The organism is Paracoccaceae bacterium, assembly GCA_019454225.1.
GTDB lineage: Bacteria > Pseudomonadota > Alphaproteobacteria > Rhodobacterales > Rhodobacteraceae.
In genome coordinates this window covers 436,028-449,286 of the sequence record CP075370.1, presented here as the reverse complement: position 1 = coordinate 449,286, position 13,259 = coordinate 436,028, and the positions used below count along the sequence as shown (strand labels likewise).

General features: G+C 67.7%; 17 protein-coding genes. 8 read left to right on the top strand and 9 right to left on the bottom strand.

Annotated features, from left to right (window positions below):
- Positions 1–35: 35 nt before the first annotated feature.
- Complete coding sequence (locus tag KF887_02190; GenBank protein ID QYK41973.1) at positions 36–758, bottom strand: uroporphyrinogen-III synthase; 723 nt, start codon at positions 756–758, stop codon at positions 36–38.
- 41 nt (positions 759–799) lie between these two features.
- On the opposite strand from KF887_02190, the gene tsaD reads away from it, so the two are divergent.
- The 5 genes from tsaD to KF887_02165 are packed head-to-tail and all read left to right on the top strand — an operon-like array spanning position 800 to position 3,971.
- Positions 800–1,876: a tRNA (adenosine(37)-N6)-threonylcarbamoyltransferase complex transferase subunit TsaD gene (tsaD, locus tag KF887_02185; protein ID QYK41972.1), complete on the top strand. Its 1,077-nt coding sequence runs from the start codon at positions 800–802 to the stop codon at positions 1,874–1,876.
- The gene (locus KF887_02180) at positions 1,873–2,826 is read left to right on the top strand and encodes an NAD(P)-dependent glycerol-3-phosphate dehydrogenase (GenBank protein ID QYK41971.1); all 954 of its coding nucleotides are present in this window, start codon (positions 1,873–1,875) and stop codon (positions 2,824–2,826) included. Before tsaD ends, KF887_02180 begins: the two co-directional genes overlap by 4 nt.
- 2 nt (positions 2,827–2,828) lie before the next feature.
- Entirely contained in the window at positions 2,829–3,101 is a 273-nt protein-coding gene (locus KF887_02175) for a YciI family protein (GenBank protein ID QYK41970.1), read from the top strand.
- Positions 3,098–3,517 carry an EVE domain-containing protein gene (locus tag KF887_02170; protein ID QYK41969.1) on the top strand — a complete coding sequence of 140 codons (420 nt, stop codon included), beginning with the start codon at positions 3,098–3,100 and terminating at the stop codon, positions 3,515–3,517. Before KF887_02175 ends, KF887_02170 begins: the two co-directional genes overlap by 4 nt.
- Positions 3,518–3,575: 58 nt before the next feature.
- Positions 3,576–3,971 (top strand): DUF1761 domain-containing protein, encoded by a 396-nt coding sequence (locus tag KF887_02165; protein QYK41968.1) that lies wholly within the window; start codon positions 3,576–3,578, stop codon positions 3,969–3,971.
- 503 nt (positions 3,972–4,474) lie between these two features.
- Here the strand turns inward: KF887_02165 and KF887_02160 are convergent.
- The 4 genes from KF887_02160 to ahcY all read right to left on the bottom strand — a co-directional run bounded on the left by KF887_02160 (position 4,475) and on the right by ahcY (position 8,300).
- On the bottom strand, positions 4,475–5,671 hold the full coding sequence (locus tag KF887_02160; GenBank protein ID QYK41967.1) for an MFS transporter: 1,197 nt from the start codon (positions 5,669–5,671) through the stop codon (positions 4,475–4,477).
- A 78-nt stretch (positions 5,672–5,749) separates the two neighbouring features.
- A complete protein-coding gene (locus KF887_02155) occupies positions 5,750–6,091 on the bottom strand; it encodes a DUF2853 family protein (GenBank protein QYK41966.1) in 342 nt (113 codons plus the stop codon).
- Positions 6,092–6,200: 109 nt separating this feature from the next.
- Positions 6,201–6,803 carry a class I SAM-dependent methyltransferase gene (locus KF887_02150; GenBank protein QYK41965.1) on the bottom strand — a complete coding sequence of 201 codons (603 nt, stop codon included), beginning with the start codon at positions 6,801–6,803 and terminating at the stop codon, positions 6,201–6,203.
- Between the two features lie 96 nt (positions 6,804–6,899).
- Positions 6,900–8,300, bottom strand: a complete 1,401-nt coding sequence (gene ahcY / locus KF887_02145; protein ID QYK41964.1) for an adenosylhomocysteinase — start codon at positions 8,298–8,300, stop codon at positions 6,900–6,902.
- A 98-nt stretch (positions 8,301–8,398) separates the two neighbouring features.
- Here ahcY and KF887_02140 point away from each other — a divergent pair, with 98 nt between their 5' ends.
- Positions 8,399–9,001, top strand: a complete 603-nt coding sequence (locus KF887_02140) for an HD family hydrolase (protein ID QYK41963.1) — start codon at positions 8,399–8,401, stop codon at positions 8,999–9,001.
- On the opposite strand, the gene KF887_02135 is transcribed toward KF887_02140, so the two are convergent.
- Positions 8,991–9,131, bottom strand: coding sequence for a hypothetical protein (locus tag KF887_02135; GenBank protein QYK41962.1), 141 nt, complete (start codon positions 9,129–9,131; stop codon positions 8,991–8,993). The genes KF887_02140 and KF887_02135 overlap by 11 nt on opposite strands.
- A gap of 97 nt (positions 9,132–9,228) precedes the next feature.
- Here KF887_02135 and KF887_02130 point away from each other — a divergent pair, with 97 nt between their 5' ends.
- Complete coding sequence (locus KF887_02130) at positions 9,229–10,101, top strand: LysR family transcriptional regulator (GenBank protein QYK41961.1); 873 nt, start codon at positions 9,229–9,231, stop codon at positions 10,099–10,101.
- A gap of 6 nt (positions 10,102–10,107) precedes the next feature.
- Here the strand turns inward: KF887_02130 and KF887_02125 are convergent, their stop codons facing one another.
- The 3 genes from KF887_02125 to KF887_02115 all read right to left on the bottom strand — a co-directional run bounded on the left by KF887_02125 (position 10,108) and on the right by KF887_02115 (position 11,764).
- Complete coding sequence (locus tag KF887_02125) at positions 10,108–10,422, bottom strand: H-NS histone family protein (protein ID QYK41960.1); 315 nt, start codon at positions 10,420–10,422, stop codon at positions 10,108–10,110.
- Between the two features lie 83 nt (positions 10,423–10,505).
- Positions 10,506–11,060 carry an ActR/PrrA/RegA family redox response regulator transcription factor gene (locus KF887_02120; GenBank protein QYK41959.1) on the bottom strand — a complete coding sequence of 185 codons (555 nt, stop codon included), beginning with the start codon at positions 11,058–11,060 and terminating at the stop codon, positions 10,506–10,508.
- 89 nt (positions 11,061–11,149) lie between these two features.
- Positions 11,150–11,764, bottom strand: a complete 615-nt coding sequence (locus KF887_02115) for an SCO family protein (protein QYK41958.1) — start codon at positions 11,762–11,764, stop codon at positions 11,150–11,152.
- Positions 11,765–11,858: 94 nt separating this feature from the next.
- Between KF887_02115 and KF887_02110 the strand changes: the two genes are divergently transcribed.
- On the top strand, positions 11,859–13,247 hold the full coding sequence (locus KF887_02110; GenBank protein QYK41957.1) for an ActS/PrrB/RegB family redox-sensitive histidine kinase: 1,389 nt from the start codon (positions 11,859–11,861) through the stop codon (positions 13,245–13,247).
- The last annotated feature ends 12 nt before the right edge of the window (positions 13,248–13,259 follow it).

The following is a 13,259-nucleotide window of genomic DNA, read 5'->3' as shown; positions in this document are numbered from 1 at the left end:
AGGCGGGCCGGTTGCCGCAGGCAAGAATGACAGGATCAATTGACAGTCAGACTGTCAATCAAATCTGACATTGCTGCCGCATCGGGCCGCGCCGCCACCGAAACGCGCGCCGCAGGCGGCGCCGCCGCCGCCACAGCGTCGCTGAGCGCGGCGATGTGAAGCGGCGCCCGCGCGCGTGATGCCTCGGCGGCGAAAAGCTGCGCCGTCCGCGGCGAGAACAACGGCACGATCACCTTGCGCGTCTGGTCCAGCCAGGCCCGCGCGGCGGGCAGCAACGGTTGCGCCCGCTGTTCATAGATGATCGCCTCATCTGTGGGAATGCCCGCTGCCGCCAGGGTCGCCGCCACCTCGCCCCGGCTGTCGGCGCCGCGCAGGTGCAGCAGTCGCCCGCTGCGGGGGCCTGCCAGCAGCAGCCCGACCAGCGCGGCGGCATCGCCCCCCGCCGACCGCGCCCGGAACCCGGCGGCGGTGGCCACCGCCGCCGTCCGGTCGCCCACGCACCAGGCCCGGTCGGGCAGCGGCCAGCCCAGCCGCCGCGCCGCCTCGACCCCGGTTTCCGACGTGAAGATCACCGCATCCGGCATGGCGGCGGGCTGCGGTGGCGACAGGAACGCGGGCGCCAACAGCGGGCTGTGCAGGATCTCGGCACCCGGCAGCCGCGCCAGCAGGTCACGGGCAAAGCGCATGCCCTGCGCGGCGGGCCGGGTCAGCAGGATGCGCGGCGCATGACCTTCGGGCGGGCGGGGTTGAGCGGGCATGGGCGGGGTGTTACCCCGGGCGTGATCACCTGGCAACGCGCATGACCCCTCTCACCGTCCTTGGCATCGAATCAAGCTGCGACGACAGCGCCGCCGCCGTCGTGCGCGACGGGCCGTCCGGCCCGGCGATCCTGTCGTCGGTGGTCGAGGGGCAGACCGGCCTGCATGCCGCCTTCGGCGGTGTCGTGCCCGAGATCGCCGCCCGCGCCCATGCCGAACGGCTGGACCACTGCGTAGAGGCCGCGCTGGCGCAGGCGGGGATCGGCCTTGCCGACCTTGATGCCGTGGCGGTGACGGCGGGGCCGGGGCTGATCGGCGGGGTGCTGTCGGGGGTGATGCTGGCCAAGGGCATCGCCGCCGCGACCGGCCTTCCGCTGGTGGGGGTCAACCACCTCGCCGGGCACGCGCTGACCCCCCGCCTGACCGATGGGCTGGCCTATCCCTATCTGATGCTGCTGGTCTCGGGCGGGCACTGCCAGTTCCTGCGCGTCGCCGGGCCGACCGCCTTCGCCCGCCTCGGCGGCTCGATCGACGACGCCCCGGGCGAGGCCTTCGACAAGGTCGCCAAGGTGCTTGGCCTGCCGCAGCCCGGCGGCCCCGCAGTCGAGGCCGAGGCCCGCACCGGCGATCCCGGCCGGTTCCGCCTGCCCCGCCCGCTGCTCGACCGGCCGGACTGCGATCTCAGCTTTTCCGGGCTCAAGACGGCCGTACTGCGCCTGCGCGACACGATGGTGCAGGCCGACGGCGGGCTGCGGCGGCAGGCCCGCGCCGACATCTGCGCCGCCTTCCAGGCGGCGGTGGCCGATGTCCTGGCCGAAAAGACGCGCCGCGCCCTGCGGCGCGCCGATGTCGGGGCCTTCGCCGTGGCCGGGGGCGTCGCCGCGAACGGCGCGATCCGGGCCGCGCTGCAGGCGGTCTGCACCGCCTCGGGCGTCGCGTTCCATGCCCCCCCGCTGGCGCTCTGCACCGACAATGCCGCGATGATCGCCTGGGCCGGGATCGAGCGGTACCGCGCGGGCGGACGGGATGGCATGACCCTGTCGGCCCGGCCCCGCTGGCCGCTCGACGCCACCGCCGCCCCGATGCTGGGCAGCGGCAAGAAGGGCGCAAAGGCATGATCGGCGTGCTGGGGGCGGGCGCGTTCGGCACGGCGCTGGCCGTGGTGCAGGCGGTCTACGGCCGCCCGGTCCGGCTTTGGGCCCGGCGCGACGCCGCCGCGCTGCAGACCGGCCGCCGCACCCCCCGCCTGGAGGGCGTCGATGTTCCGCCCGCCGTCGCCGTCACCGGCGACCTTTCCGCGCTGGACGACTGCGGAACGCTGTTGCTGGCGCTGCCCATGCAGGCGCTGCGCGGGTTTCTTGCCGACCATGCGGCGCAACTGGACGGGCGGGTTCTGGTCGCCTGCTGCAAGGGCATCGACCTGACCACGCTGACCGGGCCCACCGCCCTGATCGCCGCCGCCTGCCCGCGCGCCACGCCGATGATCCTGACCGGCCCGTCCTTCGCCGCCGACATCGCGCGGCAACTGTCCACGGCGCTGACGCTGGCCGGGCGGGATGCCGCGGCGGTGCGGGCGGCGCAGGCCGCCATCGCCGTGCCCTCGCTGCGGATCTATGCCAATTCCGACGTGACCGGCGCCGAGATGGGCGGCGCGCTCAAGAACGTCATCGCCATCGCCTGCGGTGCGGCCATGGGCGAGGGCATGGGCGAAAGCGCCCGCGCGGCCCTGATGACGCGCGGCTTTGCCGAGATCACCCGCCTGTCGCTGGCCTGCGGCGCACGGCGCGAGACGCTGATGGGCCTTTCGGGCTTTGGCGATCTGGTGCTGACCTGCACCTCCGGCCAGTCGCGCAACTACCGCTACGGGCTGGCGCTGGGCCGGGGCGAACCGTTCGACCCCGGCGTCACCGTGGAGGGCGTCGCCACCGCCCGCGCCACGCTGGCCCTCGCCGCCCGCCTGGGGGTCGAGATGCCGATCACTGCGGCATTGGTGGAACTTGTCGACAACGATATCAGCGTGGCCGAGGCGATCCAGTCGCTTCTGTCGCGCCCGCTCAGGGAGGAATGACCATGCCTTACGCCTTGATCTGCACCGACAGGCCCGGGGCCCTTCAGACCCGCCAGGACAACCGCGCCGCCCATCTGGCACATATCCGGTCCACCGGCGTGGTGACCATGGCCGGTCCGTTCCTGGACGCGGCGGGCGAGATGTGCGGCAGCCTGATCGTGCTGGACGTGGCCACGATGGACGAGGCCCGCGCCTGGGCCGAGGCCGACCCCTACGCCAGGGCCGGGCTGTTCGACCGGGTCGAGATCCGCGCGTGGAAGAAGGTGGTGGGATGAACTACTGGCTGTTCAAGTCCGAACCCGATGTCTGGGGCTGGGACCATCAGGTCGCCAGGGGCGACGCGGGCGAGGAATGGCATGGCGTGCGCAACTATCAGGCGCGCAACAACATGCGGGCGATGAAGATCGGCGATCTCGGGTTCTTCTATCATTCCAACATCGGCAAGGCCGTCGTCGGCATCGTGCAGGTCACCCGCGAAAGCACCCCCGACAGCACCACCGAAGACCCGCGCTGGGATTGCGTGTGGATCAAGGCCGTGCGCCCCTTCGCGCGGGCGGTCACGCTGGACGAATGCAAGGTGCAGCCGGGTCTGGAAAAGATGGTGCTGGTCAACAACACCCGCCTGTCGGTGCAGCCTGTCTCGCCCGAGGAATGGCGCATCGTCTGCGGCATGGGCGGCGTCGAACCCTGACTTGATCGCCGCCCGCAGGGGCGTAGCATGGGCGCGCGATCCAATCATGGGGGATGCGATGGGAATCCTTTCGGTTCTGCTGGCCGCCGCCGCGGCCTGGATACTGGGTGCGGTCTGGTACATGGCATTGTCGAAACAGTGGATCGCCGCCTCGGGCGTCCCGGTCGATGCGCAGGGCAAGCCCGCCGGGGGGATGAACCCCCTGCCCTTCATCCTTTCGGCGCTCTGCATGCTGCTGGTGGCCGGAATGATGCGCCACGTCTTCGCGGCGGGTGGCGTCGCAACCCCCGGTGCGGGGCTGGTGTCGGGCCTTGGCATCGGTGCCTTCTTCATTGCGCCCTGGGTCATGATCAACAACGCCTATGCCATGCGGCCCTTCAGCCTGACGCTGATCGACGGCGGCTATGCCGTCTGCGGCTGCGGGCTGATCGGTCTGGTGCTGACCCTGGTCTAGCGCCGCGTCGGCGGTATCCGCCCGCTTCGCCCGAAGCCCGGTTGCGGGCATGATGCACGGCGCGCCGCATGCCGCCTGCAACCGGCCCCGCGATCCCCGATCCGGCGCCGATGTGTCCCTGCGATTGCGCCGCGATGCCAACCCCTGTGGCGGTTCCGCGCGCTGCGGCGACCGTCGGCCGTGACGCCGGCAGGGTGGGGTCTGGACGGACCGTTCGTTAAGAATCCCTTACCGGCGGACAGTCAACCTGTTGAAATATCTGTGCTTCGAAAATGTCCCATCGTGGGACGCTTGGCCGCGTCGCCGGTACACAGCCGCCTTGGACGGAACGAAATGAAGGGCCCCGCACCCCTACGGGACCCTTCATCCACCCCACGTGCTCCCCTTGCACCGCACGTGTTCTGAAAAGGTCCCGGGCTTGCTGCCCCGCGCTGCCGTGATACCGGGAATCACGCCCCGGCCGCAATTTCGAAGCGCGCAGGTTTTTCGACGAATGCGCCGGATCAGCCGCGCGGGTCGGGCAGCAGCAGCGCGACCAGCCCCAGCGCCGGCAGCACCGAACAGATCCGGTAGACCGCCTCGATCCCCCAGGCGTCGGCCATCACGCCCAGCACGGCCGCACCCACCGCCGCCAGCCCGAAGGCCAGCCCGAACAGCAGCCCCGCCACCATCCCCGTGCGCTGCGGCATCAGGTCCTGGGCGTAGACCACCATCGCCGGAAAGGCCGAGGCCATGATCATCCCGGCAAGCGCGCTGACCGCCATCGTCGCAGGCAGCGGCAGCCAGGGCAACGACAGCGACAGCGGCAGCACCCCCAGGATCGACCACAGGATGACCCGCCGCCGCCCGATCCGGTCGCCGATCGGTCCGCCCACATAGGTGCCCAGCGCGACGAAGGCCAGGAACACGAACAGCCCGATCTGGGACTGCCCGACCGACAGGCCGAAACGCTCGATCAGGTAGAAGGTGTAGTAGCTCGAGAACGACACCGTGTAGACGAACTTCGAGAACATCAGCACGATCAGCAGCGTCATCGCCAGCCGGACCACGGCGGGCGGATGCGCCGGGCTGCGCTGCGCGCGGGCCTTGCGGGCGACGGCGCGCCCCGCACCGACCGCGATGTACCACCGCCCCACCAGCCACAGCAGCGCCATGCCCGCCAGGGCCACGACCGCGAACCATTCGATCGACGCCTGCCCCCGGTCCAGCACGATGAAGGCCGCCGCCAGCGGGCCGATGGCCGACCCGGCATTGCCGCCGACCTGGAACACCGACTGCGCAAAGCCGGGCCGCATCCCCGCGGCCAGCCGCGCGATACGCGAGGATTCGGGGTGGAAGATCGACGATCCCAGCCCGATCAGCGCCACCGCCAGCAGGACCGTCCCGAAGCTGTCCGCATGGGCCAGCAGGACCAGCCCCACGCCGGTCGAGGCCATGCCGGCCGACAGCGCCCAGGGCAACGGCCGACGGTCGGTGTAAAGCCCGACCAGCGGCTGCAGGATCGAGGCCGTTCCCTGGAACACCAGCGTGACGATGCCGATCTGGGTGAAGGTCAGCGCCAGATTGTCCTTGAGCAGCGGATAGACCGCCGGGATCAGGGACTGCATCAGATCGTTCAGAAGATGCCCCAGCGAAACCGCAAGGATGATCGGAACGACGGTGGTTTCCGCCGTGGCGGGGGCGTGGGGATCGGCGGTCATCGGTGCCTTCCGGATGGACGGCGCACAGTTGCGCAGCCCGACGGGAATGACAAGACGCGCCGACCCCCGGCAGGGGCGTCAGCCGTAGACGGCTTCCTTGCCGAAATGCTTGGTCAGCATGTAGTAGACGACGGCGCGATGCTTGTTGCGTTCCGACTTGCCATAAGTCTCGACCACGGCAGCGATGGCGGCATCAAGCGCGGGGCCTTCGGGAAGGCCAAGCTTCTTGATCAGGAAGTTGTTGCGGACACGGGCCAGTTCTTCGGGGTCGCTGGCCGCGACCGTCTCGCTGTCGGCGTTGTAGATCGACGGGCCGCAGCCGATGGTGACCTTGGTCAGCAGCGCCATGTCGGGCTCCATCCCGCACTTCTTGCGCAGGTCGTCGGCGTATTTCGCGATCTTCTCGTCACGCTTGCTCATGGTCGGATCGACCCCCCCTGGTGTTGTTGCATACGCGAGGCCCCGTCGGGGCACGGGCGAAGGCTAGGACACCGAGGGGCGCCGACAAAGCGAAATGTCGGCGCCGCGATCAGGCAGCGACACCGTGACTGGCCAAATTGCCACGGACTTCGATGCTGCGGCGCAGGCGGATCACATACTGGTTGGCCATCAGTTGCAGCGTCGCGCAATCGCCAAGTTGCGCCATCACCGCCTCGACCGAGCGGCGCACCGGCGCGCCCAGTGTGTCGGACTGCCAGTTGAAATCGTCGCCCGCGATGATCCCGTCCGGCTTGACCTTGGCAAGGCAGAGTTCGAGATCCCGGCTGATGAACGGCTCGTTGTGGTTGCCGTCGATATAGACCCAGTCGAGCGACGCGTCGGGCAGCGCGGACAGCGCCTGCTCCGAAGTCATGCGGTGGATGCGCACACGCGGATCGTTGCCGAACGCGGCGACGACATCGTGATACTTGCTGTCCATGAGATCGGCGTTCTTGGGTCGTCCGAACCCTGTGTTCCTGAATTCCGGCAGATACTGCCAGGGGTCGATCAGGTGCAGACACACCGGATCGCAGAGTTCGAGGATGCGGCGGCTGAAGCCGCCCTCCCACACACCGATCTCGGCGGCGACCGCCCCTCTTGGCATCATGCCCAGCAGCCGGCCGCGCACCGCATCACGCTTCGACGTTTCCATTTCGCCGTTGTCCCGCCCGAATCACGTCATTGTTGACGCAATGGAACCAATCGGGCCGGATTGCGGCGGATTTTGGGCAGTATCGCCGGGTTCGGATCAATAGCGATAGTGATCGCTCTTGAACGGACCCTCGGGTTTCACGCCGATGTAGGCCGCCTGTTCGGGCTTCAGCTCGGTCAGCTTCACGCCGATCTTCTTGAGGTGCAGGCGGGCGACCTTTTCATCCAGGGCCTTCGGCAGGATGTAGACACCTGGGGCGTAGTCCTGCCCCTTGGTCCACAGCTCGATCTGGGCAAGAACCTGGTTGGTGAAGCTGGCCGACATCACGAAGGAGGGGTGGCCGGTGGCGTTGCCGAGGTTCAAAAGGCGCCCTTCGGACAGCAGGATGATCCGGTTGCCCGAGGGCATCTCGATCAGGTCAACCTGGTCTTTCACGTTGGTCCACTTGTGGTTCTTGAGCGCGGCAACCTGGATTTCGTTGTCGAAGTGGCCGATGTTTCCGACGATCGCCATGTCCTTCATCGCGCGCATGTGCTCGATGCGGATCACGTCCTTGTTGCCGGTGGTGGTGATGAAGATGTCGGCCGAGGCGACCTCATCCTCCAGCAGCGTGACCTCATAGCCATCCATCGCCGCCTGAAGGGCGCAGATCGGATCGACCTCGGTCACCTTCACGCGGGCGCCCGCACCGCGCAGGCTGGCCGCCGAGCCCTTGCCCACGTCGCCATAGCCGCAGACGACCGCGACCTTGCCGGCCATCATCGTGTCGGTGGCGCGGCGGATGCCGTCGACCAGCGATTCCTTGCAGCCGTACTTGTTGTCGAACTTCGACTTCGTGACGCTATCGTTGACGTTGATCGCCGGGAAGGGCAGCAGGCCCTTCTTGTGCAGTTCGTACAGGCGGTGGACGCCGGTGGTGGTTTCCTCCGAGACACCCTTGATCGCATCGCGCTGCCGGGTGAACCAGCCGGGCGAGGCCGCAAGACGCTTCTTGATCTGGTTGAACAGGCAGACCTCTTCGTCGCTGGTCGGCACCTCGATCAGGTCGGTTTCGCCTGCCTCGACCCGCGCGCCCAGAAGGATGTACAGCGTTGCATCGCCGCCATCGTCCAGGATCATGTTGCAGGTGCCGCCTTCGCCGCCGAACTGGAAGATCCGGTCAGTGAAGGTCCAGTAATCCTCAAGCGTCTCGCCCTTGTGGGCAAAGACGGGAACGCCTGCGGCCGCGATGGCCGCCGCCGCGTGATCCTGGGTGGAGAAGATGTTGCACGACGCCCAGCGGACCTCGGCGCCAAGCGCCGCCAGTGTCTCGATCAGCACACCGGTCTGGATGGTCATGTGCAGCGAACCCGCGATGCGCGCACCCTTGAGGGGCTTTGCCGCGCCGAACTCCTCACGGCAGGCCATCAGCCCAGGCATCTCGGTCTCGGCAATCATCAGCTCCTTGCGGCCGAAATCGGCGAGCGCGATGTCTTTGACGGCGTAATCGGTGGCCATGGCTTGTCCCTGCAAAGTTATCGGGGGGCACTTAGCACGGGGACCCCGTCTCGACAATGCGGCAGCGCAGCGGATAACGTCCCGGCCTGGAGGATGCGATGAAACAACCCCGCGCGTGGCAACGGATGCTGTCGGGCCGCAGGCTGGATCTGCTGGACCCGACACCGGTCGATATCGAGGTCGAGGACATCGCGCATGGCCTGGCCTTCGTCGCGCGCTGGAACGGGCAGACGCGGGGCGACTGGCCCTATTCGGTGGCGGAACATTCGTTGCTGGTCGAACAGATCTTTGCGCGCCGCAACCCTGCGGAAGGGCCGCGCTGGCGGCTGGCCGCGCTGCTGCATGATGCCCCGGAGTATGTGATCGGGGACATGATCAGCCCGGTAAAGGCAGCGGTTGGCCCGGGCTATGGCGCGCTGGATGAGCGGCTGTCGGCGGCGGTTCATCTGCGGTTCGGCCTGCCCGCGGTGCTGCCGCTGGCGGTGAAGCGGGCCATCAAGTCGGCAGACCGGGTTTCGGCCTGGCTCGAGGCGGTGCAGATCGCGGGGTTTTCGCGGGATGAGGCTGACCGGCTGTTCGGACGACAGGACAGTGCCCTGGTGGCCGGGCTGGAGATACGGTTGCGCCCGCCCGCAGAGGTGCGGGCGGACTACGTTGCGCGGCACACCGCCTTGCTGGATGCCTGCACGATCAGAACCTGATCCCGCCGAGCATCGACCACGCCTTGCGGCGATTCTCGTCATCGCGGATGGACCGGTCCTGCCCATGCAGGGCAGGGGGCGGCAGCTGGCGGGTGGCGATCATCATCACCTGGGCGAGTATATGCAACATTTCCTGTTCCTCCATTGATCGGATGGGGACAGTATTGCCCTTAAACACGACGATATCCGAATCAGGAATTTTTCCGATCTGTAAGACTGGCTAACACATGCCCATCGACTGGCGACACCTGCCACCGCTGACCGCGTTGCGCGCCTTTCAGGCTGTCGCGCAATCCGGCGGCTTTTCCGCCGCCGCACGCATCCTGAACGTCACGCATGCGGCGGTGGCGCAGCAGGTTCGCGCGCTGGAGGATCATCTGGCGGTGCCGCTGGTGCTGCGCGAGGGGCGGCGCATGGCGCTGACCGCGGACGGCGCGCGTCTGGCGCAGGCGCTGGAGGAGGGCTTTGGTGCGATCCAGTCCGCTGTCGAGGGGTTGCGGGCAGGCGGCGCCGACCGCCCGGTGCGCATCACGCTGACCACGGCCTTCGCCGCGCAGTGGCTGATGCCGCGCCTGCGGGATTTCTGGGCGCTGCACCCCGATATCGGCCTGTCGCTGCATCCCGACAACCGTGTGGTCGACCTGCGCCGCGACGGCATGGACCTGGGTATCCGCTATGGGCAGGGCAACTGGCCCGGCGTGACGGCCCGTTATCTTGCCGCCGCCCGGCTGGTGGTTGCCGCGGCCCCTGCAGTTGTCGGCGAGGTTCCGATCGGGCAGGATCGGCTGGCGGACATGGACTGGATCCTGTCGCGCGGCTGGCTGGAACAGGACGACTATCTGCGCAGCCTGGGGCTCGAGCCCGCGCTGTTGTCGGCCACCGAGATATCCGACGAGTCGCTTGCCCTCGCCGCGGCGCGGCAAGGGCTTGGTCTGGTCGTCGAAAGCGCAGCGCTGGTCGAGGACGACGTACGCGAAGGCCGACTGGTACTGGTTCACGAAAGCCGCGACCGCCTGCCGGCCTATTTCGTCGTCACGCCGCCAGGCCCACCCCGCGCCCCTGCGCGGGCCTTCCTGGCGTGGCTTTCCCGCCAGGCCTGACCGGGCTCAGATCGCCATGTCGCCCGGCTGCTTGCCTGCGGCGAGCGCCTCGCTGAACCAGCGGGGCTTGCGGCCACGTCCTGTCCAGGTATCGGCAGGGTTTGCCGGGTTCGCGAATTTGGGAGCAGAAACAGTCTTGCCCCGGGCCGTCGTCAGCGTGGCGAGTTCTGCCAGATTGAACCCCAGTTCCCGCGCCTTTTCCTCAAGCTCGACAAGCGCGGCTTTCTTGCGCCGGTCCTCAAAGCTCGAAATCGCGCGCGCCACCTGGGACTGAAGGTCCTTGAGCTCCTTCAGTGACAGGTCGTTGAGGTTGATTTCCATAGTCCCGTCCTTCTTTCATTGAATTGCATACACGGTATACGTTCGTATAGTGGCATTCAAGACGTCGAAAAGGACTGGTCAATTCAACGGGGGCTGCGTTTGGCCAGAATCCGCTGAAGCGTACGGCGATGCATGTTCAGTCGGCGCGCGGTTTCCGAAACGTTGCGGTCGCACATTTCATAGACCCGCTGGATGTGCTCCCATCGGACCCGGTCTGCAGACATCGGATTGTCCGGCGGCGCCGGAAGCGCGTCGCCCCGCGACAGGAGCGCGTTGGTGACCTCGTTCGCATCCGCAGGTTTCGAAAGGTAGTCGATGGCGCCGATCTTGACGGCGGCGACCGCCGTCGCAATCGCCCCGTATCCCGTCAGCACCACAATCCGGCAATCCGGCCGTCGCTCGCGCAGCATCTCCACCACGTCGAGCCCGTTGCCATCCTCCAGTCGCAGGTCGACCACCGCATAGGCGGGGGGACGGGCCTGGGCAATTGCCCGGCCGGCCGCGACGCTGTCGGCCGTCTCGGGAAGGAAGCCGCGCTTTTCCATCGCCCTCGCAAGGCGTTTCAGGAAGGGTTCGTCATCGTCCACAAGCAGAAGGCTGCGATCCGGACCCAGTTCTGCGGCGGCATCCTCTGCCATGCTTCTCTCCTGCTGCGCGATACGTGCAAATGAACCTAGGCACCTGCCACGCCGCAGTCAAACGGGGCGGTCAGGCGGGCGGCTTTGGCCTAGCCGGCATTCAGGAAGCAGGCGACGCGCTCTGCCATCTGGTCCGGCGTGACCTCGCGCTTGAAGAAGTCGACGAAACCGCGATCCGGCGTCATCAGGTAGGTGAAGGTGGAATGGTCGATCAGATAGAATTCCTCGGCCGGGTCCTGCACCTTGAAATAGGTCTTGTATGCCTGCGACGCGGCCCGAACCTGATCGTCGGTGCCGGTCAGGGCGATCATCCGGGGGTGCATGTTGGCGGCATAGTCCGCCAATACCTCGGGCGTATCGCGCTTGGGGTCGATCGAGATGAAGACCGGGATTGCCTCGATTCCCATCTCTTCCAGGATGTCCACCGCCTCGGCATTGCGCTGGTTGTCCAGCGGGCAGACATCGGGGCAGAACGTGTAGCCGAAATAGACCAGCGACGGCCTGGTGATCACCTCGGCCTCGGTCACCTGACGACCAGCCTGATCGGTCAGGGCGAAGGGTCCGCCAATGGCGCCGCCCGCGACCTGTCCGCCGCGACATGCCGCGAAAGGATCGGCCATGCGATCGGAGTATATCTTCCAGGCGGTCGCCCCGAGACCCCCCGCCACCGCCACCACCGCCGCCATTGCCCAGACACGCGCCATTCCAGTTCTCCACCTTCCAGGCGCCATTGAACCGGCCGACCGGGCGCCATAGCATGCATTGCGGTTACGTGATCCCGCAGCCGGGGGCAATGCGATGCTTTCACCCAGCCGGGGCTTCCGAACCTTCGACACCGGACAGGGCAGCGTCCGCCTGCGCACGCTCATCCTGCTGCGCTGGCTGGCGATCTGCGGCCAGCTGATGGCGATCACCGTGGCGCATCGCTACTACGGGCTGCAACTGCCGCTGGGCATGTGCTTTCTTGTGGTCGGCGCGGCGATCGTTGCCAATCTCATCTCGATCTTCGTGTTTCCCGAGAACAAGCGCCTGACCGAGGTCGAGGCCATGCTTGTGCTGCTGTTCGACCTCGCGCAATTGTCATTCCTTCTATACCTGACCGGCGGGCTGACCAATCCGTTCGCCCTGCTGATCCTTGCGCCCGTGGTCATCTCGGCTTCGGCGCTGCAGTTGCGCACGACGATCCTGCTGGGGCTGACGGCGATCTGCCTGGTCACGCTGACGGCCTTTGCCAACATCCCGCTTCGCTTTGCCGATGGCAGCGTGCTGGTCGTGCCGCCGCTGTTCGAGTTCGGTTTCTGGCTGTCGATCCTGATCGGGATCCTGTTTCTCGGGCTTTATTCGCATCGCGTCGCCGACGAGATCCGCGTGATGTCGGAGGCCTTGCTGGCAACCCAGATGGCGCTGGCGCGGGAACAGAAGCTGACCGACCTGGGCGGCGTCGTCGCAGCCGCCGCACATGAACTCGGCACGCCGCTGGCCACGATAAAGCTTGTCAGCGCCGAACTGATCGAGGAACTGGCGGACCGCCCGACGCTGCGCGAGGATGCCCAGCTGATCCGGGACCAGGCCGACCGTTGCCGCGACATCCTGCGATCAATGGGGCGGGCGGGCAAGGACGACCTGCACCTGCGCCGCGCGCCCCTCGGAGCGGTGCTGCGCGAGGCGGCAGAGCCGCATCTGGAACGCGGCCGCACCGTGCATTTCGATCTTGCCCCCGAGGGTGGTGCGCCGGACCGCCAGCCGGTGATCCTGCGGCGCCCCGAGCTTATCCACGGGCTGCGCAACCTGATCCAGAACGCGGTCGATTTCGCACGGTCCTCCGTATGGGTCGATGCGACATGGACGCCGCAGAAGGTGTCCGTGACGATCGTGGACGATGGCGAGGGGTACCCGCCGCATCTGATCGGCCGGATCGGCGATCCGTTCCTCCGGCAGCGTCGCGGGCCGCAGGATGGCGCACAGCGTCCGGAGTACGAGGGCATGGGCCTGGGCCTGTTCATCGCAAAGACGCTGCTGGAACGCACCGGCGCCGAGGTATCCTTCGCCAATGCCTCCGACCCGTTCCTGACCCCCGCCGAGCGCCCCGAGCGCGGCGGCGCCATCGTCCAGGTCGCCTGGCGCGCACGCGACATCGTGCTCCAGGATGAGGGATCGCTGGGCGAGAACCGTCCGAACGCAATCTGAGGCGACGTTTCG